This window comes from Ruania albidiflava DSM 18029 (assembly GCF_000421225.1).
In the GTDB taxonomy this organism is placed as follows: domain Bacteria; phylum Actinomycetota; class Actinomycetes; order Actinomycetales; family Beutenbergiaceae; genus Ruania; species Ruania albidiflava.
In genome coordinates, this window is the sequence record NZ_ATWL01000011.1 from 28,802 (window position 1) to 50,657 (window position 21,856).

The window sequence follows — 21,856 nt, forward strand, 5'->3', positions numbered from 1 at the left end:
GGTCACAGTACCGGCGCCCGTCCCTGTCCGCCTCAGGAGTCGGCAGCGGTGAGCTCCTCCGCCTCAGCCACTGTAGCCACCGGCGGTCCGGATGCTTCCACGTGCGCCAACGCCTTCCGACCGGCGGTGATCAGCACCGCGGCGGCCAGCACGGAGACCGCCCCGACCCAGAACGGCAGGTGCACGCTGACCTGCTCGCCGAGGTAGCCAGCCAGCCATGGCGCCACCGCTCCCCCGGCGAACCGTACGAAGCTGTAGGCGGCCGAGGCCACCCCGCGCTCGACCGGTGCCGCCTTCATCACCGTCTCGGTGATCAGCGTGTTGTTGATGCCCAGCGCTGCACCGGCCAGCACCACGCCGACGGCGAGGACCACCTTCTGGTCGGTGCACACGGCCATCACCGCCAGGATGGTGGCGAAGGTCAGCAGCGCCCAGGTGATCGGGCGCAGCGTGCCGAACCGGCGCTGCAGCCGGGGTGCGACCCAGACGGAGGTGATCGCCAGCAACGCACCCCAGCCGAAGAAGATGCCGCCGATCTGCAGAGCACCCAGGTCCAGCGGGAACGGGGTGAAGGCGAGCAGGGTGAAGAAGCCGAAGTTGTACAGCAGCGCGGTCAGCCCGGTGATCAGCAGCCCGCGGTGCCGCAGGGCTGCCAGCGGTTCGGCCAGGGACGTGGCGCGCGGCGGGCGGGGCGTGGGCGGCACGAGCACGATCGTGGCCACAGCGGCGATGACCATCAGGCCGGAGACGCCGAAGAACGGTCCGCGCCAGGACAGGTGGCCGAGCAGCCCACCGACCAGCGGGCCGACGGCGATGCCCACGCCGAGGGCTGCTTCGTAGAGGATGATCGCCTGGCCGACCGAGCCGCGGGCCGAGGAGACGATCGTTGCGAGAGCCGTGGCGACGAACAGGGCGTTGCCGAGCCCCCCAGACCGCTCGCCAGGCGATGATCCCGGCGACGCCGTCCTGCATCCCGGCCATCCCCGCGCCGACGATGATGACCACCAGGCCGAGCAGCAGCGTCGTCTTCGCCCCCAGCCGGCTGGAGACCGCACCGGTGAGCAGCATCGCCAGCCCCATCACTGCCATGTAGCTGGTGAACAGCAGGGACACCTGGGACGGGGTGGCCCCGAGCTCGTCAGCGATCGGTTTCAGGATGGGATCGACGAGGCCGATCCCCATGAAAGCGATGATGCTGGCGAAGGCCACGGCCAGCACCGAGCGGGGTTGACGCAGCATGGAGCTCCTTGTCTGGGGCCGTGGCCCCGGTCGTGCGGTCGGTGGCGGGCGGCGCACCGGTGGCAGCTGCCGGTCCAGGCGCGGGCCCTGGTCCAGTGAGCAGGCCCCTGCTTCAGGGCCCGTCCAGGAGGCGTTCGACGACGGCGATCGCCTGGGTGAGCACGTCCCGTTCGGTGGCGCTGAGCTCGTCCAGGCGGCCGGCGAGCACCTGGGCACGGGCGCGGCGGACGTCGCCCAGCACTGCCCGGCCCGCGTCGGTCAGCGCGACCAGGCTGGCGCGCCCGTCGCTGGGATCGGGGGTGCGGCGCACCCAGCCGTCCTGCTCCGCGCGCTGCAGCTGGGCGGTGATCGTCGGCTGGCTGGAGCTGTCCAGCCGGGCCAGGTCCGAGGTGCGGGCCGGCCCGATCTGCTCCACCGCTGCCAGCAGGCGAGCCTGTGCGGCGGGGATCTCCAGGTTCGCCTGGGAGGTGGCCCACCGGTTCAGCCGGGCGATGACCGCCAGCAGGTCGGGTCCGAGCGTGCCAGCTGCAGGCGCTGGGGCGGGCCCGGTCGGGCCGGTCACCGGGTCGGATACTGTCACGTGCCACCATTTTACATAGGCTTCCTATGTATGTCGAGCTGCGCCTGGGCACCGCGACAGCGCGCAGCGCCGCCCACGCTGCACCAGCGACCCGGGCAGTCAGGCCTGGATGATCACCACGACTCCGGACACGATCGCGAAGGCGAGCACCAGGTAGCGCAGCAGCGGACCGTCCAGGCGGTGGTGGGTGAACCGGCTCGCGAACGATCCGAGGACGAGGAACGGCAGGAGCGCGAGCGCGGCCAGGAGAGCGCCGCCGTCGATCTGGCCACCTAGACCGAGAACGGCCAGGGAGATGAGCTCGCCGACCAGGAAGCACGCGGCGACAGTGGCGCGTAGCGTCGGACCGGACTGGTGCTGGTAGGCGAGCGCGAGCGGCGGCCCAGCCACACCGGTGGAGGTCTCGGTGATCCCGGTGACCAACCCGACGGCCGCAAGGCTGGTCCGGTTCGGCTGGAACGCGGGCGCCAGCAGCGCGACCACTGCCGCCAGCACCGTAGAGATCCCGATCAGCAAGGACAGCTGGTAGAGGCTGACCACGAGCAGGATCCACAGGCCGAGGAACGTCCCGGCAAAGCGGCCGACACTGATCCAGCGCACGCCGCGCCAGTCCAGCTCGTTGCGTTCCCGCCAGGCCACGTAGCTGTTCAACGGGATCATCAGCACCAGCAGCAGCACCGGGATGAGCGCCGGGTCGACCAGGCTGACGATCGGCGCCGCCATCATCGCGAAACCCATCCCGGCAGACCCCTGCACGAAGGCGGCGACCAGCACGGTCACACCGAGCAGCACGAACGCGGCGAGACTCACAGCCCACCTCTCCCGGTGCGCAGCCGTGCCGGCAGGTGCCGTCCGGGCGAGCGGCCCGGGACCGCGCTCGTATGGCTGGTCATCATGCTCCTTGGCTGTTGGGCAGGGGCCAGTCTCCCCGGTCCGGTGCTGGGCACAGAAGGCGGTGCGCACCACCCGGGGCCACCGCCCGCAGGAGAGTTATCTGGACGGGGCATCATGGAGGCATGGTGTGGTGGAGACGAGCCCAGCAGCAGGGTGACGAGGCGGCGCGCCGCATCGTGGTCAGCGGCATCGTGCAAGGGGTGGGTTTTCGGGCCGCGACGGTTCGGCAGGCGCAGGCGGCGGGGGTGGCCGGTTGGGTGCGCAACCGCCGTGACGGCAGCGTGGAGGTGTGGGTGGAAGGCGACCAGGAGGCGGTTGCCGAGCTGGTGGACTGGCTCGCGGACGGGCCGCGGCACGCGACGGTCACCGACCGGGACGTCACCGAGGAGCAGCCGCAGGGCTACTCCTCCTTCGACATCGACCGCTGACCCACCGCCCCACTCCAGTCGTTCGCGACTGGTGGGGGCAGGTGGAGGAGGTCGAGGACGCCCTGCAGGTCCTGGACCACGGCGATACCGTCGGCCCGTAGCGCCTCAGGATCCTCGCCGGCGTGCCCCCGGCGGCGCCCGGGGCGGTCCAGCCAGATGCCGCGCAGCCCAGCCGCATGGGCGGCACGGGCGTCGATGACCGGCTCGTCGCCGACGTACAGCACCCGTCCGGCGGGGACGTTCAGTCGTCGGACCGCCTCGTGGAACACCCGTGGATCAGGTTTGCCGACCCCGAACGTGTCCAGGGTGACCAGCAACGGCACGGTCTCGGTCAGCCCGGTCGCGGCGAGCTTCGCCTGCTGCTGCGCGGCCGCGGCGTTGGTCACGCAGCCCACTCCTAGACCAGCAGAACGCAGCGCACCCAGGGCGGGGACGGCGTCGTCGAACGCGACCCAGGAGCTGCTGAACGCACGGTCCCAGAGCTGCGTCCAGCGGCCGAAGCCGGCCTCGGACAGCGCCTCGCCGCCGAACCGCTCCTGGATCTGCTCCGCGCGGGCACGCCGCTGGGTGCGGTAGTCGATCAACCCGTCCACATGTGCCTGGTAGTAGCCACCGGTGTCCGCCCGCCAGGTGGCCAGCACCTCCGGGTGCCGGGCAGCCTCCAGGTGCGGCAGGAACTCCTCGGCCACTGCCGCCACTGCTGCGGCGAACGCAGCGGCGGTGTCCACGAGCGTGTCGTCCAGGTCGAACAGCACCGCCTGCACGCCCAGCGGCCCCGTGGGGGTCACAGCGTGGCGCGCAGCGCGCGGAGCCGGGCCAGGGTGGAGTCCCGGCCGAGGATCTCCATCGACTCGAACAACGGTGGGGAGACCCGGCGACCGGTGACCGCCACCCGCAGCGGGGCGAACGCGAACCGCGGCTTGATGCCCAGCTCGTCGACCAGCACCGCCCGCAGCGCCTCCTGCTGGGCGTCCGCGGCGAAGTCCGGCAGGTCGGCCAGCACCGCGATCGAGCGGTCCAGCACCTCCGCGGCCTCCGGGCGCAAGGCCTTGCGGGCGTCGTCCTCGATGACCAGGTCTCCATCGGCGACGAACAGGAAGCCGAGCATGCCAGGGGCCTCGCCGAGCAGCGTCATCCGCTCCTGCACCAGCGGTGCGGCCGCGACCAGCAGCTCCTGCTGTGCCGCCTCGAGCTGGTCGTAGGTGGCTGCCGGGACCACACCGGCCGCGTGCAGGTAGGGCACCAACCGGGCACGGAAGTCCTCCGGTGCGAGCAGCCGCAGGTGGGCAGCGTTGATCGCCTCGGCCTTCTTCTGGTCGAACCGGGCCGGGTTCGGGTTCACGTCGGCCACGTCGAAGGCGGCGACCATCTCCTCACGGGTGAAGATGTCGTTGTCCGGGGCGATCGACCAACCGAGCAGGCCAAGGTAGTTCAGCAGGCCCTCGGGCACGAAACCGCGCTCCCGGTGCAGGAACAGGTTGGAGGCGGGGTCGCGCTTGGAGAGCTTCTTGTTCCCCTCCCCCATCACGTACGGCAGGTGGCCGAAGGCGGGCACCTGGTCAGCCACACCGATGTCCACCAGGGCGCGGTACAGCGCCACCTGGCGTGGGGTGGAGGAGAGCAGGTCCTCCCCGCGGAGCACGTGGGTGATACCCATCAGCGCATCGTCGACGGGGTTGACCAGCGTGTACAGCGGCTGACCGTTGCCGCGCACGATCACGAAGTCCGGCACCGACCCAGCCTTGAACGTGACCTCACCGCGGACCAGGTCCTGGAACGTGACGTCCCCCTCGGGCATCCGCACCCGCAGCACCGGGGTGCGCCCCTCCGCACGGAAGGCGGCCTTCTGCTCCTCGGTCAGGTCCCGGTCGTAGCCGTCGTAGCCGAGCTTGGGGTCTCGGCCGGCGGCACGGTGCCGGGCCTCGACCTCCTCCGGGGTGGAGAAGGACTCGTAGGCGTGCCCGGCCGCCAGCAACCGGGCGGCCACGTCGGCGTACGTCTCCATCCGCTGCGACTGCCGGTAGGGACCGTGCGGGCCGCCGACCTCCACCCCCTCGTCCCAGTCCAGGCCGAGCCAGCCGAGCGCGTCCAGCAGCTGGGCGTAGCTCTCCTCGCTGTCCCGGGCGGCGTCGGTGTCCTCGATCCGGAACACGAACGTGCCGCCGGTGTGCCGGGCGTAGGCCCAGTTGAACAGCGCAGTGCGGATCAGCCCCACGTGCGGGGTACCGGTGGGCGAGGGACAGAAGCGGACGCGGACGCCAGAAGGCACAGAGGATTCGGTCATGATGTGCCTAGGGTAGTCAGCGACGCAGCACCGGGTTGCCGAGCACGCCGATGCCCTCCACCTCGACCTCGACCCGCTGGCCGTGCTCGATCGGACCGACCCCGGCGGGCGTGCCGGTGAGCAGCACGTCTCCAGGCAGCAGCGTGAAGATCGTCGAGGCGTAGGCGATCAGCTCGGCCACGGACCGCACCATCTGCGCGGTGGATCCGTCCTGGCGCAGCTCACCGTCCACCCGGGCGGTGATGCGCAGGTCGGCCGGATCCAGGTCGGTGACCAGGTAGGGACCGAGCGGGCAGGAGGTGTCGAACATCTTCGCCCGGGTCCAGGTGGCGTCGCTGCGTTGAGCGTCCCGGGCGGAGACGTCGTTGGCGGCGGTGTAGCCGAGGATGACCTCCCCGGCGCGCTCTGCGGACAGGTCCTTGCACATCCGGGAGATGACCACCGCCAGCTCCGCCTCGTGGTGCACCTCCGAGGAGTACCGGGGCAGCACGACCGGGTCGTCAGGACCGACGACGGTGGTGTTCGGCTTGATGAACAGCAGCGGCTCCTCGGGCACCTCGTGGCCGAGCTCGGCAGCGTGCTCGGCATAGTTGCGGCCCACGCAGACCACCTTCGAGCGCGGGATCACCGGAGCGAGCAGCCGGACGGCGTCGATCGGCACCCGCTGACCGGTCGGGATGGGTGGGGTGTACAGCGGGTCGCCGGTGAGCACCACCAGCTCCTCACCCTCCACCACGGCATAGTGCGGATCGTCCCCGGACGTGAAGCGCGCGATCTTCATGGACGCCACGCTACCGGGGATCGGGGCCTCGAGCGCTAGGGTGACCAGCGCAGACAGCCGAGCGGAGGGAGCAGCATGGCCGGGGCGGTGACCATGGCGGATGTCGCCCGCCGGGCCGGAGTGTCCATCAAGACTGTCTCGAACGTGATCAACGGCTACCCGCACATCCGTCCCGCCACCCGGGCGAAGGTGGAGGAGGCGGTCGAGACCCTCGGCTACCGGATGAACCTGTCCGCCCGGCTGCTGCGCACCCGCCGTACCGGGCTGATCACGCTCGCGGTGCCGGAGCTGTCCCTGCCCTACTTCGCCGAGCTGGCCGATGCGGTGATCCGCGCAGCCGATGCCCAGGACCTGACCGTGCTGATCGAGCAGACCTCCGGCCGGCGGGACCGGGAGCTGGCAGTGCTCGCCGGTGCGCGCCGCACCCTCACCGACGGTGTGCTGTTCTCCCCGTTGGCGCTCGGCCCCGCGGACCTGGACGCGTTCGCCGTCGACTTTCCGATGGTGCTGCTCGGTGAACGGATCTTCGGGGCTCCCGCGGACCACGTGACCATGAACAACGTCGCCGGCGCCCGGGCCGCGACCGAGCACCTGTTGGGGCTGGGCCGGCGCCGGATCGCCCTGCTCGGCGGTGAGCTCACCGACGACGCACCCACCTCAGCCACGCTGCGCCTGGACGGACACCGAGAGGCGCTGGCAGCGGCGGGTCTGGACCTCGACCCCGCGCTGGTCGTCCCAGCAGCACAGTGGCACCGGCTGGAGGGGGCGCAGGCGCTCGGTGCCGTCCTGGACCGGGGTGTGCCGGTGGATGCGGTGTTTGCGCTGAACGACGCCCTGGCCCTCGGTGCGCTCTATGCGCTGCACGCCCGCGGGCTGGACGTGCCTGGCCAGGTCGCGCTCATCGGCTTCGACGATGTGGAGGACGTCCGGTTCGCCACCCCGACGATCAGCTCCGTCGCCCCCGGTCGGGACGAGATCGCCCGCACCGCGGTCCGCCTCCTCGCCGAACGGATCCAGCCGTCGACGGCGCAACGCCCGTTCGTGCGCATCGTCACCGAGGCGCGGGTGCTGGCCCGCCAGTCCACCGGGGAGCCGGCCGAACGGGAGGTCACCGTGCTGCCGGGGAGCACCACGGCGGCGCTCCCCGCTCGCTGAGCTCCTCGGGCACCTCGGCGGTGCTGGACATCCTCGATCCTCGGGATCCTCGGTCACCGCTCGGGCACGGTCTCCCCCGGAGACGCTGCTGCGGGCGGGCGTGCTTGACCCTTGCCGGTGCACCAGGCACGATGGTCACCGTCCACTTCTACATCGATGTACACATGAGGTTCTCGTGTCCCACACCGCCGCACACCATCCACCGATGGGCTGGAACTCCTGGGACTGCTTCGGCACCACGGTGACCGAGGCGGAGGTGCTGGCCAACGCCCAGGTGATGGCCGACCGGCTGCACCCGGCCGGCTGGGACACCGTGGTGGTGGACATCCAGTGGTACGAGCCGACTGCGCGGGCCGGCGGCTACAACACCGACGCCCCGATCGACCATGACGAGGACGGGGTGCAGCAGCCGGTCCTCGCCCGGTTCCCCAGTGCGGCTGGCGGTGCCGGCTTTGCTCCGCTGGCCGCCCGGGTGCACGAGCTCGGGCTGCGGTTCGGGCTGCACCTGATGCGCGGCATCCCCCGCCGGGTGGTGGCCGCGGACCTGCCGGTGCGTGACGAGGCCGGCACCGTGGTGGCCACCACGGCCGAGATCGCCGACCCGCGAAGCACCTGCTCCTGGAACAGCGACAACGTCGGCCTGGACCTCACCCACCCGGGCGCGCAGGTCTGGCTCGATCGGCAGATCGACCGGATCGTCGGTTGGGGCGTGGACTTCCTCAAGGTCGACGACATGCTCGCCCCCTACCACACCGATGCGATCGAGGCGCTGCACCGGGCGGTCTCCCGGGCCGAGGAGCGGCACGGCCGCGAGGTGCTCATCTCGCTGTCCCCCGGCACCCACCTGTCCCTGGCCCACCTGGAGCACCTGCGCGCGCACGCCGACATGTGGCGCATCTCCGACGACCTGTGGGACCGGTGGCAGGACGTCCGTGCCCAGCTCGGCAGGCTGGCCCGGTGGGCTCCGCACCAGGGCCCGGACGGCTGGGCCGACGCGGACATGCTGCCCCTGGGCCGCATCGGTCTGCGTGCCGAGCGGGGCGAGCCTCGCGACTCCCGCCTGACCGTGGACGAACGCCGCACGCTGCTGTCCCTGTGGTGCCTGGGCCGGTCCCCGATGTTCGTCGGCGGCGACCTGCCCAGCAGCGACGAGGACACCCTGACCGACCTGACCCGCACCGACGTGCTCGCCGTCGGCCGGCACTCCACCAGCAACGCCGAGCTGCTCCGCGAGGACGACCTGGTGCTCTGGGGCGCCTACGGCACCGGTCCGGAGCAGGGCACCGCCTGGGCCGGGGTCTTCTCCACTGCGGACGAACCATGCCGGCACCGGGTGCCACTGACCTCCACCGGCCTGGACCCCGTGGCCGAGATCACCGAGGTGTGGTCCGGCGCCCCGGTCCGCCCGGACGCCGCTGGGGACTTGCTGCTCGACCTGCCCCCGCACGGGGTCGCCCTGCTGCGCACCCGCTGACCCGCACCGACGACCGCCGCTGGCGACCACGACCACGACGGCAGCCGCCGTCACCGATACCCCGAACCCCTATCGACCACTGGAGAACCGATGCCCGTCGCCCACCTGACCCTCGACCCGGCGTTCACCGTCGGCCCGGTCCGCCGGAACACCTTCGGCACGTTCGTGGAGCACCTCGGCCGGTGCGTGTACACCGGCATCTACGAACCCGACCACCCCACTGCCACCGCAGACGGCTTCCGCGGCGACGTGCTCGCCCTCACCCGGGAGCTGGGAGTGTCCACTGTGCGCTACCCGGGCGGGAACTTCGTCTCCGGCTACCGCTGGGAGGACGGCACCGGCCCCCGCGCACAGCGCCCGCGGCGGCTGGACCTGGCCTGGCACTCCACCGAGACGAACGAGGTGGGAGTGGACGAGTTCGTCACCTGGTGCCGCGAGGCCGGCACGGAGCCGATGATGGCGGTCAACCTGGGCACGCGCGGGGTGCAGGAGGCGCTCGACCTGCTGGAGTACTGCAACGTGCCCAGCGGCACGCACTACTCCGACCTGCGCCGGGCCAACGGCGCCCAGGCGCCGCACGACATCAAGTTCTGGTGCCTGGGCAACGAGATGGACGGCCCGTGGCAGATCGGCCACAAGACGGCCCGCGAGTACGGCCGCCTCGCTGCCGAGACCGCTCGGGCGATGCGGATGATCGACGAGGACCTGACCCTGGTGGCGTGCGGCTCCTCCAGCTCCTCCATGCCCACGTTCGGCACCTGGGAGCGGGAGGTGCTCGAGGAGGCCTACGAGCACGTGGACCTCATCTCCGCGCACGCCTACTACGCCGAGCACGACGGTGACCTGGCCTCCTTCCTGGCCTCCGCCGTCGACATGGACCACTTCATCGAGTCGGTGAGCGCCACTGCCGACGCGGTCCGGGCGGCTGGCAAGCACACCAAGAAGATCGGCATCTCCTTCGACGAGTGGAACGTGTGGTACCAGCACCGCGCCGAGTCCCGCCCACCCTCGGGCCAGGACTGGCCGGTGGCCCCGGTGCTGCTGGAGGACAAGTACAACGTGGCCGATGCGGTGGTGGTCGGCAACCTGCTCATCTCCCTGCTCCGGCACACCGACCGGGTGCACGCCGCCTCGCTGGCGCAGCTGGTGAACGTGATCGCGCCGATCATGACCGAACCCGGTGGCCGGGCCTGGAAGCAGACGATCTTCCACCCGTTCGCGCTCACCTCTGCGCACGCTGCCGGTCAGGTGCTGGACGTGGCGGTGCGGGCGCCGCAGACGCAGACCGCGAAGTTCGGGGACGTGCCGCTGCTCGATGCGGTGGCCACCCGCGAGGAGGAGACCGGCGCGCTGAGCGTGTTCGTGGTGAACCGCTCGGTCACCGAACCGCTCACCCTGGAGGCGGACGTGCGTGCCCTCGGCGAGCTGCAGGTGGTGGAGGCGGTGACGCTGGCCAACCCGGACCCGTACCTCGCGGCGACCCCGGACAACCAGGACCAGGTGGCTCCGCAGCCGAACAGCACCGCCACGGTGACCGAGGGCCGCCTGGCCGCCCAGCTGCCGCCGGTGTCCTGGACGATGCTGCGCCTGGCCCCCTGACCCCACACCCCACCCTCGGGGTCGTCCTGCCAGGAGTGCGCACTAGCGCACCTCTGGCAGGACGGCCCCGTTGGGGGCTCAGACCCGGATGAGGATCTCCCCGTGCACCACGGTGAACCAGCCGTCGTCATGGCCGCCCCAGTCCCGCCAGGCCTGGGCGAGCTCCTCGAGCTCCTCGGCGGTGGCCAGCCCTTCCTCCAGGGCATGCTCGGCGAGGCCCGACCGGGTCACCCGGGTGGCCCAGGTGCGAGACCACCAGGCCCGGTCGTCGGCGTCGGCGTAGCACCAGACCCCAGCACTGGCGGTGACGTCCTGGAAGCCGGCCTCGTGCGCCCAGGCGAGCAACCGGCGGCCTGCGTCCGGCTCACCACCGCTGCGGCGGGCCACGGTGTGGTACAGCTCGCGCCACCGGTCCAGGCCGGGTGAGTCCGGGTACCAGGTCATCGCGGCGTAGTCGGCGTCCCGTACGGCGATCAGCCCGCCCCGGCGGGTGACCCGCGCCATCTCCACCAGGGCGGTGACCGGGTCGGACAGGTGCTGCAGCAGCTGGTGGGCGTGCACCACGTCGAAGGCGTCGTCGGCATAGGGCAGGGAGTGCACGTCCCCCTGCTCGAACAGCACGTTCTCCACCCCGCTGGCGTCGGCCAGCTCAGAGGCCTTCATCAGCGCCTCGCTGGCCGGATCCAACCCGACCGCACGCCCCGGAGCGACCCGGCGGGCCAGCCCCACGGTGATGGTCCCCGGCCCACAGCCCACGTCCAGCAGGTCCGAGCCTTCGGTCAGGTGCGGGAGCAGGTACCCGGCGGAGTTCTCCGCAGTACGCCAGCCGTGCGAGGCCAGCACGCTCGGGTGGTGCCCGTGGGGGTAGCTGCCGTCGCGTGCCATATCGCGAGTGTAGTAGCGGCCCCTTCCCCCGCACCCGGAGGAGAACACCCGCGGGCGCGTCGTCTAGCCTGGTGCGGTGCAGCGGATCGTAGGGGTGGACACGGCGCGAGGACTGGCGATCCTCGGCATGTTCGTCGCGCACCTGGGGCTGGAGCGGCACACCGGTCTGCTCACTCCGACCGGCTGGTTCTTCGTCGCTGACGGGCGTCCGTCGGCGCTGTTCGCGCTGCTCGCCGGGGTAGGTCTAGCGTTCATGACCCGTCGTGCAGCCGCCTCCGGTGACGAGGTGGAGTGGCAGCGGCAGCGGATCCGGATCGTGAAGCGTTCGCTGGTGCTGTACGTGCTCGGCTGGGCGCTGACGTTCCTGAGCACACCGGTAGCGGTGATCCTGCCGGCCTATGCGGTGATGTTCCTGCTCATGCTGCCCTTCCTGAAGGTCCGCACCCCCGTGCTGCTGGGCTGGGCCGCGGGGATCCTGCTGGTGGCCCAGCTGCCGGTGCTGGCGGTCCGCGAGGAGATCGGCGAGGCCTCGCCGTGGCGGATCGTGCCGGGTGTGGGCGACCTGCTCACCGGCTACTACCCGGCGATCAGCTGGATCGCCTACCTGCTGGTCGGTCTGGCGGTGGGCCGGGCCTCGTTGCGGAGGGTGCGTACCCAGCTGGTGCTGCTCGGGTCAGGTGTGGCCGTCGCAGTGGTGGGCTACGGCACCGGGGTGCTCCTGCAGGACCTGTGGCAGCCATCTCCACACACGTTCGGCGCACTGCTGGTGAGCACGCAGCCGCACACCGACTCGGCCGTGGAGATGGTCGGCAACACCGGGGTGGCGCTAGCGGTGGTCGGGCTGTGCCTGCTGCTCACGCGTCCCACGGTGGGACGGGTGCTGCTCACCCCGGTGAGTGCGAGCGGGGCGATGTCGTTGACGGTGTACAGCCTGCACATCGTCTACATCCGCATCCTTGGTGACGACGCGGTCTGGTACCCGACGTCGAACTGGCCGCTGGTCGCCCTGGTGCTGGCCACGTTCGTGCTGGCCACCGCCTGGCAGCTGCTCTGGGGGCAGGGGCCGTTCGAGCGGGCCGTGCATGCGCTGATCCGTACCACGCCGTCGACGGCGCAGCCCACCTGGGCCGGTCCGGCGCAGCCTACCCCTGGCCCACCAGGGCGGGGTCCGACGGCGCTGCCCACCTGGACCGGTGCGCCTCGCCCCGGAGCGGTGGTTCCGCCTGCGGAGGGCACACCTGCCCCACCCAGCCGCCCGGCCCCCGCACCTGGCACCGGCGCGGTCGCTGCACCGGCCGGCCGCTGGCCCGACCCGCACACCCCGGGGCAGCCATGACCGCCCCGGCGAGCTCCGCCGTCGTGCTGGAGGAGGCGACCTGGCGGGAACAGGCGAGGCGGCACGCCGAGCGGGCCGACGCCCTCACCCGCGCCCACCGCGAGCGCCGACGAGCCGGTCAGGCGCACCCGGTGGAGGACTTCCTGTTCACCTACTACCCCACCCGACCGGCGCAGCTGCGCCGGTGGCACCCGGGCGGTGGGGTGCTGCTCGCCGGTGCGGCGGACCGGGCGGGGTGGCGCTGGTACCGGGTGGACCACGCTGGTCGGGCGTCGCTGGACTCGGCCGCCTTCCAGGCCGACCGTGGTGAGGGCGTCGCCTGGGCGCGAGAGCTGCTCTCCCGCACCCTGGCACGTCCCGGCCGGTACACCTGCTTCGGGCTGCACGAGTGGGCGATGGTGTACCGCACCCGGCAGGTGCGCCACGAGCAGGTGCCGCTGCGGCTCGGCGCCGAGGGCACCGACGAGGTGGTGCGCGCCCACCCGCTGCGCTGCACCCACTTCGACGCCTTCCGCTTCTTCACCGAGGACGCGGTGCCCCGCAACGAACGGCACCTGGACCGCGCCTCCCAGCTGGAGCTCGAGCAGCCGGGTTGCCTGCACGCGAACATGGACACCTACCGGGTGGCGATGAAGCTGGGACCGGCGGTCCCCGGGGAGCTGTTGCTGGACTGCTTCGAGCTGGCCCGGGACATCCGGGAGCTGGACATGCGCGCCTCCCCCTACGACCTGCGCGACTGGGGGTACGAGCCGGTGCCGATCGAGACGGCCGAGGGCAAGGCGGCCTACGTGGCGGCACAGCGGGAGTTCACCCGCCGTGCGAACGCACTCCGGGAGCGGCTGCTGGCAGCCGTGGCGGCCGTCAGCCACTAACCCCATCTCGCGAACGCCCCCTTCCGCGGCACGTGAACCGATTCACGCCGCGGAAGGGGGCGTTCGCGATGGTCGTAGGATCCGGAGCCATGTTCACCGGGATCGTGGAAGAGCTCGGCACTGTGGTCCGCCTCCGGCGTGGTGAGGAGTCAGCCGTGCTCACCGTGCAGGCACCGTTGGGCTGCTCCGATGCCCAGCCGGGCGACTCCATCGCCGTGAACGGCGTGTGCTTGACGGTGACCGACCTGGATGCGGAGACGTTCACCGCTGATGTGATGGCCGAGACGCTGGACCGCAGCACACTCGCCGCGCTGGCGGTCGGGGCACAGGTGAACATCGAGCGGGCCATGCCGGCGGACGGCCGCTTCGGCGGGCATGTGGTGCTCGGGCACGTGGACTGCACCGCCGCAGTGCTCGAGCGCCGACCGGGCGAGGCGTGGGAGGTGGTGCGCGTCGAGCTGCCCGAGTCCGTGGCCCCGCAGGTGGCGTTGAAGGGCTCGATCGCCCTGGACGGCGTCTCGCTGACAGTCTCTGCGCTCGGCGAGGGCTACCTGGAGGTCTCGTTGATCCCGGCGACGCTGGCCGCCACCACGCTCGGGGCACGGACGGTAGGTGAACGGGTGAACCTGGAGACCGACGTGCTCGCCAAGCACGTGCAGCGACTGCTGGCGACGACGGTAACGACTGACAGACTCAGGTCGCGGAGCGTCGATCATTGACATGACACCGGCGTCTGCAGGATAGACTGCACCGACTCACGACTCGGGGGCTGAGGGGAACGGTGCAACGCCTGAGATTCGCAGTGGCGCGAACGCGCGCGCACCTGCCGTTGGTGGCGGTGCTGTGCGCGATGGCAGCGCTGATCACGATCGCCTTGGCGGGCACGGTCACCTATCTGTCCACCTCCTCGGCCTCCGCGGTGCAGACGGTGCTCGCCCAGAGCGAGGGCTCCGCGGCCACCAGCACCGTGCAGACCCGGGTGGCGACGGACGGCCAGGCGCAGGACGCCGCAGTGCGCTCGGTCGTCGAGGCGCACCTGCCCGAGGCGGTGATCACCGGGACCGTGCACACCCCACCGCTGGCGGTCGCTGACGCAGACGCAGACATGGTGCTGCTCGCCGACCCCCGCCTGCCGGACGTGGCCACCCTCACCGACGGCGACTGGCCCACCGGCTCCGGCCAGGGCGCCCTGCACGCCGAGGCGGCCGAGGCGCTCGAGGTGGGCGTCGGGGACGAGCTGACCATCGGCTCGGCCGAGCAGGTCGTGCAGATCACCGGGCTGTGGCAGCCGGACGACCCGCAGGACCCGCACTGGGGCGGTGAGCTGATGGTGGAGCACGGCACCGACCCGCTGCTGCCGGCCACCTACGGCCCGCTCCTGGTACCGGTCGAGGACATCACCGGCCTGGACCTGGATCCGTTCGGTCGGTGGGTCATCGCCCCACCGACACCGCTGGAGCCCGCGCAGGTGAACACCTGGACCGCGGGGCTGGGTGCACTACCCGGTGCGCTGGACGACGCCGACGTGTCCGTGCGCGGGCTGACCATCACCGGCACCCTGCCGCAGACCCTGGCGCACATGTCCTCCGGGCTGGCGTCAGTGAGCGCTGCGGCGACCGTGCCACTGGTGATCGTGGCGCTGGTGTCGCTGGTGGCCACCTGGCAGATCGCCCGGCTGCTGGCCACGGTGCGGGAGCGGGAGAACCGGTTGCTGCGCTCCCGGGGCGGCTCCTACCGGCAGCTGATCGGCACCGGAGCCGCCGAGGCCGGTGTGGTGATGGGCCTGGGCGCGCTGGTCGGGGTGGCCGTGGTGCTGCTGGGCTTCGCCTCCCAGCCGGGGGTGCAGCCGTTGGTGGTCGCGCTGCTGGCAGTGGCAGTGGCGGGGGTAACCACAGCGATCCTGACCGCAGTGAATGCCCGGGCCATCATGCGGGCGCTCGAGCCCACCAGCGAGTCCGGCCGCTCTGCTCAGCTGATGGCCTCCGGCGTGCTGGTGCTGCTCGCCCTGACTGCGGCGTTCACACTGTGGCGGTTCATCCGGAACGCCTCGCCGCTGGTGCCGGGTACCTCGGCAGTGGACCCGCTGGCTGTGTCCGGTCCGGGGCTGGCGCTGCTGGCATGTGCGCTGCTGGCGGTCGCCGTGGCCGGACCGGTGCTGCGCGGGCTGGCCGGGCGGGCGGCGCGCCGCCCCGGCTATGCCACGGTGGCGGCGCTGCGGCAGGCGTCCCGCCGGATCCAGCTGATGGCGGTACCGGTGATCCTGATCGTGCTCGCCTCGGGGGTGGCTACGCTGGCCGCCACCTACGCCGGCACCTGGGACACGCTGCGGACCACGTCGGCCGAGGTGACCAACGGCGCCGACGTCCGGGCCCAGCTGGGTACCGCGGTCGCGGACGCCCACCCGCGGGACGTGAGCGCCTACGCCGGGCTGGAAGGTGCCGAGGCGGTCGCGCCGGTGGTGCAGGAGAGCGTGATCGCCGGGGAGAGCACGGGCACGCTGACCGCGGTCAGCGCGGCCGACCTGTCCGTGTCGTCCGCACCGGAGGCCGTGCTGCACCCGGAGCAGACCGCTGCGCTGCTCGGGCCTGAGCAGGACCCGCTGGCAGGGATGGACGTGCCGGAGGGTGCTGAGACGCTCGCGATGACCGTGACCGCCTCTGCGGACTCCGGCACCAGCGGATACACCGGCAGCAGACGGGGGGTGGACGTACGCGTGGAGCTGTGGAACGGCAGCGAGATCGTCACCCGCACCGACTCGATGCCCGCGCTGCGCGCCGAGGGAAACCCCGCCACCGGACCGGGGCCTGCAGACGTGCAGCGCAGGGCCGACCAGGGCGAGCCGGTGACCGCCGACCTGACGTTCGAGCTGCCGGAGAGCACCGCACCGTGGCGGGTGGTGGCAGTGGACGTGCTGCTGGACGCTGCGGTGATCGAGACCGACTACGAGGTGAGCATCGACAGCCTGTCCGCCGCCTCGCAGGACCTGCTCACGCAGGTGGAGAGCCCGTGGGACCCGACCACGCTGGCGCTGCGCTCGGACCAGGCGAGCGTCGACGGCGGTGACGGTCCGCTGGCCCTGACGGCGACCACCACCCCGCTGCAGATCGGCTTCGGCACCAGCGCAGGTGTGGAGGTGACCCGGTTCATGCCCCCTGGCGACGTGCCCGAGCTGCCGGTGCTGGTCACCCCGGAGTGGGCCGAGCAGGTGCTGGAGACCGACACCGAGCTCACCGTGGCCGGCACAGACCTGCTGGTGCACTCGGTGGGCCAGATCCCGGTGGTGCCGGGCAACCCGGACGCCCGCGCGGCGCTGGTGGACCTGCCCAGCCTGCAGGCCGCCCTGCTCCGCCAGACCCTCAGCGCCCGGGCGGTGTCGGCAGTGTGGCTGGCCACCGAGGACCAGCCGGCGCTGGCTGCTCAGGTGGCCACGCTCGCCGGCCCACGGGCCGAGGTGAGCACTGCCGAGTCCGATGCCACCGACCCGGTGGCCCAACCCGCGCAGGCGGTCTACTGGATCGCCGCGGTGTGCGCCCTGCTGCTGGCGCTGCCGGCAGTGGCAGCCGTGGCGCTCGCCCAGGCCTCCGCCCGACGCGGTGAGGTGGTGGTGCTGCGTGCCGTCGGAGTGGGTTCGGCCCTGCAGGCCCGTACCCGGCGGTCGGAGCTGCTCGGGCTGGAGATCGCGGCGGTGCTCGCCGGCGCGCTGGCTGGCTACGGGGTGGCGGCGCTGGTGATGACTGACCTGGTGCGGGCCACCTCGCCGCAGACCTCCCGGGCGGTACCGCTCGACCTGACCGCACACTGGCTCGGTGGTGTGGGCCTGCTGCTGGTGATCACCGCCACCGTGCTGGCGGTGGCGTTCTGGTACGGGCGGCGGGTGCGCCGGCAGGTGCTGGACACCACCTGGCGGGAGGAGATCCGATGAGCGCGCGCACACCGGCGCCCCAGCAGCGCCCCGCTGCACCCCGCCGCGGCAGCTCCCGGATGCGGTGGCGCCTGCTGCTGCGCCAGGCCCGCTCCGGTCGGGGTGCCACGGTCGCGCTGCTGGTGATCGTGGCGGTGACCGCGGCAGTGTTCACCGCCTGGCCGCGCCTGGAGCGGGGCACGTTCGCCGACGAGGTCAGCTACCAGATCGCCACCACTCCCCCGACGCTGCGGGCGCTGACCGCCAGCACCGAGGGGTACCCGGTGGACCACGCCGAGGGCTGGCAGGCCTGGACGGAGTCCATCGACGAGCTGGTCACCGAGGCCGGTCCGGAGCTGGCCGCCGGCACCGGCACCCCGCGCACCTCGGTGACCACTGCGGCCGTGCAGATGCAGATCGAGCACGGCAAGCCGGACACCTTCTACCAGGTGGCGGCCCGGCTGCGGGCCGACCCGGACATCGGCGACTACGTGACGGTGGCCGAGGGTACCGCCCCCGAACCGTCCCAGTGGCCGACCACCATGGACGCGCTGCTGACCCAGACCGCGGACCAGAGCCTCCAGCCGGCGGACGTGATGCTCGCCGAGGACACCGCCGAGGCGATGGGGCTCGAGGTCGGCGACCGCTTCGACCTGCCGGTGTACTTCGGGAGGCTGCCGCTGCAGGTCTCCGGCATCTTCACCGCGAACGACCCGGGTGCCGACCAGTGGCAGTTCCAGCTGAACACGCTCAGCCCACGGATCGACAACGACCCGAACCGGGGCCTGGCCGCCACCGCGATGGCCTACATCGCCCCGGACAACCTCACCTGGCTGACGACAGCCGGCGATCTTCACCCGGAGACCGAGGTCTGGGTCCCGGTGCGGCCGAGCGCCACCAACGCCGAGGCCCTCACCGCGCAGATGCGGGCACTGGTCGCCACCACCCACCGGCTGGACACACCGGGCGGCAGCAGCGGGCTGTCGTTGGAGTTCTCCGCCGGGCTGATCACTGTGCTGGACCGGGCGATCGACCGCTGGCACGGGACCGCCGCGGTCCTGGCCATGGTCGCCGCTGGGCCGATCGGGGTGGCGCTGGCGATCCTGGCGCTGGCCTCCCGAGTGGTCGTGGCCCGCCGGGAGATCACCTTGGCCCTGGCCCACGCCCGGGGTGCCTCGGGCCTGCAGCTGCGCGGGCTCCTCGGTGCCGAAGGTGCGCTGGTCGGGCTGCCGGTGGCGGCCCTCGGCGCCGCCGTGGCCACGGTCGCCGTCCCCGGGTCGTTCCAGATCGGCGACTACTGGCTGGCGCTGGTGGCCGGTCTGGCGCCCGGGCTGTTCCTGGCCGCCGCCAGGCTGCCGAACCTGCGCGCCCGCCGCGGCGACCTGGCGCTGCGCTCGGCGAGCCGGTGGCGGTGGGTGGCCGAGGTGGCGCTGGTGGCGCTCACCGCGGCTGCGGTGTACCTGGTGGTCACCCGCGGGGTGGGGGCGAGCAGCAGCGGTACCGACCCGGTGGCTGCGGCGGTGCCGTTGCTGCTGGCGCTGACGGTGTGCGTGGCGGCCGTGCGGGTGCTGCCGCTGCCGCTGGGCGCCCTGCACGCCGCTGCCCGGCGCGGCCGCGGGCTGTCGGCGTTCCTCGGTTCGGCGCGCACCATCCGTGAGGGCGGGCTGGCGATGGTGCCGCTGTTCGCCCTGGTGGTGGGCACTGCGATCGCGCTGTTCGCCACCACGATGATCACCACGCTGCAGCACGGCACCGACGCCGGCGCCCGCGCGGAGGTCGGCGCGGACGTGCGCCTCACCGGTGAGCGGTTCTCCGCCGAGGACGTCGAGGCGATCGGCCAGGTGGACGGGGTGACCGCGACCACCACTGTCTCCACCGCGCCGAGCGTCCCGCTCTACCAGGGCGACGACTATGACCGGGTGACCGTGTATGCCGTGGAGTCCAGCACCCAGGGCGAGGTGCAGACTGACGTACCGGGCGCCGTCGAGCTCCCCGACGACTTCGCCGAGCTGGACCAGGGCACGCTGCGCGTGGTCGTTTCCAGCACACCGGTCGTGGCTGCGGACAAGGACCCGTTCCTGCTGTTCGACGAGCATGTGCCGATCACTGTGGTGCAGCAGACCGACGCCGCCCCGGGGCTGCTGGTGCAGTCCACCGACTGGGTGCTGGCGGACCTGACCCAGGTGCGCGAGCTGACCGGGCTGGCGCTGCTGCCTCGTACCGTGCTGGTCGATATCGCCGATGACGCCGACGCCCACCAGGTGCTCGGCGAGCTGGACTCACTGCTCGGGGACCGAGCAACCATGGAGTCACCGGCGCAGAGCGCGGCAGACTTCTCCGCCTCCCCGGCGGCTGCCTCGATGCAGGCCGGGTTCGTGGCGGCGCTGGTGCTGTGCGTGCTGCTGGCGGTCGCGGCGATCGTGATGACGCTGGTGCTCGCGGCCCCGGCTCGCGGACGGTTGCTGGCGGTGCTGCGCACCCTCGGTGTGCCACCACGCACGTCGGGCCGGCTGGTGGCCTGGGAGACCGTGCCGGTGGTGGTGGCCGCGATGGTGTCCGGCACGCTGGTCGGGCTCGCGCTGCCGTACCTGGTGGCGGCCGGGATCGACCTGCGCCCGTTCACCGGTGCCCAGACCCAGCCTCCAGTGGTCTACGACCCGCTGCTGCTGGTCGGGGTGCTGGCGGCGCTGGCGGTGGTGCTGGCGCTGTGCGTGTGGCTGGCTACGGTGGTGGCCCGCCGGTTGTCGTTGTCCGTGCTGAGGATCGGAGAGGCCTCATGAGAACTGCAGACCGCGCTCCCGCCGAGGCCGGTGGGACGATCGAGTGCGACGACCTGGTGCGGATCTTCTCCGCCGAGGGCATCGAGGTGCAGGCGCTGCAGGGTCTGACGTTGCGGGTGGACGCCGGGGACCTGGTGGCCATCGTGGGAGCGTCCGGATCGGGCAAGTCGACGCTGCTGACCATCCTGTCCGGGTTGGACTCCCCCAGCGCCGGGCGGGCGCGGGTGGCCGGTATCGACCTGCTCGGCATGTCCGGCCGCACCCGGACGCACTACCAACGCCACGTCGTCGGCTTCGTCTGGCAGCAGACCTCGCGGAACCTGCTGCCGTACCTGACCGGGCGGGAGAACGTCAGCCTGCCGATGGCGCTCGCCGGGGCTGTGGATGCTGAGCGGGTGGACTCCTTGCTGGAGCTGCTCAAGGTGGATCATTGCGCTGACCGGGTTCCGGCACAGATGTCCGGGGGTGAGCAGCAGCGCGTGGCGATCGCGGTCGCAGTGGCGAACTCCCCGCAGGTGCTGCTCGCCGACGAGCCCACCGGTGAGCTGGACGAAGCCACCAGCGTGGAGGTGCTGGAGACGATGCGGGCGGTGAACGCCGAGCTGGGCGTGACTGTGCTGATCGTCACCCACGACCCCACCGTCTCCGAGCACGTGCGCCGCACGGTGCAGATCCGCGACGGACGAACCTCCACCGAGGTGCTGCGCCGCAAGGAGACCGACGAGACCGGCGCCGAGCGGCACGTGGCCGAGGAGTTCGCCGTGCTGGACCGGGTCGGCCGGATGCAGCTGCCGCAGGACTTCGTCTCCGCACTGGACCTGAAGGACCGGGTGCGGCTCGCCCTGGAGCCGGACCATGTGGGGGTGTGGCGGGACCAGAGCAGAGATCACGACGGCGGAGCTCGCCCGCAGGGGTCGGCCTCACCTGAGGAGGAGGGCAAGTGAGCAAGCACGCTGGTGCCGTGGTCGAGGGGATCACGTTGCGCGCTGAGGGCGTCGGGCGCATCTTTCCCACCCCGGGTGGGGACGTCCTCGCCCTGGAGGACGTGAGCGTATCCGTCACCCAGGGCACGCTGCTGGTGGTGCGCGGCCCCTCCGGTTCCGGCAAGACGACGCTGCTGAACATCCTCGGCGGGCTGGACCGGCCCACCTCCGGGTCGGTGCACCTGGACGAGCAGGAGGTCTCCGCGATGCCGGAGACCGAGCTGCTCGAGCTGCGGCGCACCGTGCTGGCGTTCATCTTCCAGTCCTTCGGTCTGGTCCCGGTGCTGTCCGCGGCGGAGAACGTGGAGGTGCCGCTGCGGCTGCTGAACACCCCGGCCGAGGAGCGGGAGGAGCGGGTGGCGGCGGCGTTGGAGGTGGTCGGGCTCGGCGGGCACGCGAACCAGCGCCCGTATGAGCTCTCCGGTGGGCAGCAGCAGCGGGTGGGGATCGCTCGCGCGCTGGTGACCAACCCGGCCATCCTGATCGCCGACGAGCCCACCGGGCAGCTGGACTCGGCGACAGCGGCCACGATCATGGACCTGATCGCCGAGCTCACCCACTCCCGCGGGATCGCCGCCGTGGTCTCCACCCACGACCCGTTGCTGATCGGCCGGGCCGACCAGGTGCTGGAGCTGCACGACGGGCGGGCGCGATAACGTAGCGGC

At 72.1% G+C, this 21,856-nt stretch carries 17 protein-coding genes and 1 pseudogene; 11 read left to right on the forward strand and 7 right to left on the reverse strand.

The features are described 5' to 3' along the window. Nucleotides 1-32 precede the first annotated feature (32 nt). The 3 genes and pseudogenes from K338_RS22620 to K338_RS0113150 form a co-directional block, all read right to left on the reverse strand. A pseudogene (locus K338_RS22620) lies at nucleotides 33-1,239 on the reverse strand (MFS transporter). Between the two features lie 112 nt (nucleotides 1,240-1,351). Further along, a complete protein-coding gene (locus tag K338_RS22625; RefSeq protein WP_245542966.1) occupies nucleotides 1,352-1,819 on the reverse strand; it encodes a MarR family winged helix-turn-helix transcriptional regulator in 468 nt (155 codons plus the stop codon). 99 nt (nucleotides 1,820-1,918) lie between these two features. Beyond that, nucleotides 1,919-2,629 (reverse strand): sulfite exporter TauE/SafE family protein, encoded by a 711-nt coding sequence (locus K338_RS0113150; RefSeq protein ID WP_022918632.1) that lies wholly within the window; start codon nucleotides 2,627-2,629, stop codon nucleotides 1,919-1,921. Between the two features lie 206 nt (nucleotides 2,630-2,835). Here K338_RS0113150 and K338_RS0113155 point away from each other — a divergent pair, with 206 nt between their 5' ends. After that, nucleotides 2,836-3,141 carry an acylphosphatase gene (locus K338_RS0113155; RefSeq protein WP_022918633.1) on the forward strand — a complete coding sequence of 102 codons (306 nt, stop codon included), beginning with the start codon at nucleotides 2,836-2,838 and terminating at the stop codon, nucleotides 3,139-3,141. On the opposite strand, the gene K338_RS22630 is transcribed toward K338_RS0113155, so the two are convergent. From K338_RS22630 to K338_RS0113170, 3 genes are read right to left on the reverse strand one after another with little or no spacing between them, the layout of a single operon-like run. After that, nucleotides 3,114-3,929, reverse strand: coding sequence for an HAD family hydrolase (locus K338_RS22630; RefSeq protein ID WP_022918634.1), 816 nt, complete (start codon nucleotides 3,927-3,929; stop codon nucleotides 3,114-3,116). The two genes, K338_RS0113155 and K338_RS22630, sit on opposite strands and share 28 nt — an antisense overlap. Beyond that, complete coding sequence (gene gltX / locus K338_RS0113165) at nucleotides 3,926-5,425, reverse strand: glutamate--tRNA ligase (protein WP_022918635.1); 1,500 nt, start codon at nucleotides 5,423-5,425, stop codon at nucleotides 3,926-3,928. The genes K338_RS22630 and gltX overlap by 4 nt, the downstream gene beginning before the upstream one ends. Before the next feature lie 16 nt (nucleotides 5,426-5,441). Next, complete coding sequence (locus tag K338_RS0113170; RefSeq protein WP_022918636.1) at nucleotides 5,442-6,206, reverse strand: fumarylacetoacetate hydrolase family protein; 765 nt, start codon at nucleotides 6,204-6,206, stop codon at nucleotides 5,442-5,444. A gap of 75 nt (nucleotides 6,207-6,281) precedes the next feature. On the opposite strand from K338_RS0113170, the gene K338_RS0113175 reads away from it, so the two are divergent. The 3 genes from K338_RS0113175 to arfA all read left to right on the forward strand — a co-directional run bounded on the left by K338_RS0113175 (nucleotide 6,282) and on the right by arfA (nucleotide 10,434). Continuing rightward, nucleotides 6,282-7,361: a LacI family DNA-binding transcriptional regulator gene (locus K338_RS0113175; protein WP_022918637.1), complete on the forward strand. Its 1,080-nt coding sequence runs from the start codon at nucleotides 6,282-6,284 to the stop codon at nucleotides 7,359-7,361. A gap of 205 nt (nucleotides 7,362-7,566) precedes the next feature. Further along, entirely contained in the window at nucleotides 7,567-8,835 is a 1,269-nt protein-coding gene (locus K338_RS0113180; RefSeq protein WP_040653913.1) for a glycoside hydrolase family 27 protein, read from the forward strand. Between the two features lie 90 nt (nucleotides 8,836-8,925). Next, nucleotides 8,926-10,434 (forward strand): arabinosylfuranosidase ArfA, encoded by a 1,509-nt coding sequence (gene arfA, locus K338_RS0113185; RefSeq protein ID WP_022918639.1) that lies wholly within the window; start codon nucleotides 8,926-8,928, stop codon nucleotides 10,432-10,434. Between the two features lie 78 nt (nucleotides 10,435-10,512). Here arfA and K338_RS0113190 read toward each other — a convergent pair whose 3' ends face one another. Further along, the gene (locus K338_RS0113190; protein WP_022918640.1) at nucleotides 10,513-11,319 is read right to left on the reverse strand and encodes a methyltransferase domain-containing protein; all 807 of its coding nucleotides are present in this window, start codon (nucleotides 11,317-11,319) and stop codon (nucleotides 10,513-10,515) included. Nucleotides 11,320-11,395: 76 nt separating this feature from the next. Between K338_RS0113190 and K338_RS22635 the strand changes: the two genes are divergently transcribed. From K338_RS22635 to K338_RS0113225, 7 genes are all read left to right on the forward strand, one after another. Then, the gene (locus K338_RS22635; RefSeq protein WP_022918641.1) at nucleotides 11,396-12,655 is read left to right on the forward strand and encodes a DUF418 domain-containing protein; all 1,260 of its coding nucleotides are present in this window, start codon (nucleotides 11,396-11,398) and stop codon (nucleotides 12,653-12,655) included. Further along, a complete protein-coding gene (locus tag K338_RS0113200) occupies nucleotides 12,652-13,527 on the forward strand; it encodes a hypothetical protein (protein ID WP_022918642.1) in 876 nt (291 codons plus the stop codon). The genes K338_RS22635 and K338_RS0113200 overlap by 4 nt, the downstream gene beginning before the upstream one ends. Nucleotides 13,528-13,616: 89 nt before the next feature. Then, nucleotides 13,617-14,246 carry a riboflavin synthase gene (locus K338_RS22640; RefSeq protein WP_022918643.1) on the forward strand — a complete coding sequence of 210 codons (630 nt, stop codon included), beginning with the start codon at nucleotides 13,617-13,619 and terminating at the stop codon, nucleotides 14,244-14,246. A gap of 83 nt (nucleotides 14,247-14,329) precedes the next feature. Then, a complete protein-coding gene (locus K338_RS0113210) occupies nucleotides 14,330-17,449 on the forward strand; it encodes a hypothetical protein (protein ID WP_027286812.1) in 3,120 nt (1,039 codons plus the stop codon). Further along, complete coding sequence (locus K338_RS0113215) at nucleotides 17,446-20,208, forward strand: FtsX-like permease family protein (protein WP_027286813.1); 2,763 nt, start codon at nucleotides 17,446-17,448, stop codon at nucleotides 20,206-20,208. Before K338_RS0113210 ends, K338_RS0113215 begins: the two co-directional genes overlap by 4 nt. Beyond that, nucleotides 20,205-21,152, forward strand: a complete 948-nt coding sequence (locus K338_RS22645) for an ABC transporter ATP-binding protein (protein ID WP_022918646.1) — start codon at nucleotides 20,205-20,207, stop codon at nucleotides 21,150-21,152. The genes K338_RS0113215 and K338_RS22645 overlap by 4 nt, the downstream gene beginning before the upstream one ends. Next, complete coding sequence (locus K338_RS0113225) at nucleotides 21,149-21,847, forward strand: ABC transporter ATP-binding protein (RefSeq protein ID WP_022918647.1); 699 nt, start codon at nucleotides 21,149-21,151, stop codon at nucleotides 21,845-21,847. Before K338_RS22645 ends, K338_RS0113225 begins: the two co-directional genes overlap by 4 nt. The last annotated feature ends 9 nt before the right edge of the window (nucleotides 21,848-21,856 follow it).

Bases quoted from the DNA above. Each gene is read 5' to 3' on its own strand.
- K338_RS0113155 (WP_022918633.1), top strand. From the start codon at position 2,836: ATGGTGTGGTGGAGACGAGCCCAGCAGCAGGGTGACGAGGCGGCGCGC.
- K338_RS0113175 (WP_022918637.1), top strand. From the start codon at position 6,282: ATGGCCGGGGCGGTGACCATGGCGGATGTCGCCCGCCGGGCCGGAGTG.
- K338_RS22640 (WP_022918643.1), top strand. From the start codon at position 13,617: ATGTTCACCGGGATCGTGGAAGAGCTCGGCACTGTGGTCCGCCTCCGG.
- K338_RS22645 (WP_022918646.1), top strand. From the start codon at position 20,205: ATGAGAACTGCAGACCGCGCTCCCGCCGAGGCCGGTGGGACGATCGAG.
- K338_RS0113200 (WP_022918642.1), top strand. From the start codon at position 12,652: ATGACCGCCCCGGCGAGCTCCGCCGTCGTGCTGGAGGAGGCGACCTGG.
- K338_RS0113215 (WP_027286813.1), top strand. From the start codon at position 17,446: ATGAGCGCGCGCACACCGGCGCCCCAGCAGCGCCCCGCTGCACCCCGC.
- K338_RS0113190 (WP_022918640.1), bottom strand. From the start codon at position 11,319: ATGGCACGCGACGGCAGCTACCCCCACGGGCACCACCCGAGCGTGCTG.
- K338_RS0113170 (WP_022918636.1), bottom strand. From the start codon at position 6,206: ATGAAGATCGCGCGCTTCACGTCCGGGGACGATCCGCACTATGCCGTG.
- arfA (WP_022918639.1), top strand. From the start codon at position 8,926: ATGCCCGTCGCCCACCTGACCCTCGACCCGGCGTTCACCGTCGGCCCG.
- gltX (WP_022918635.1), bottom strand. From the start codon at position 5,425: ATGACCGAATCCTCTGTGCCTTCTGGCGTCCGCGTCCGCTTCTGTCCC.
- K338_RS0113180 (WP_040653913.1), top strand. From the start codon at position 7,567: ATGGGCTGGAACTCCTGGGACTGCTTCGGCACCACGGTGACCGAGGCG.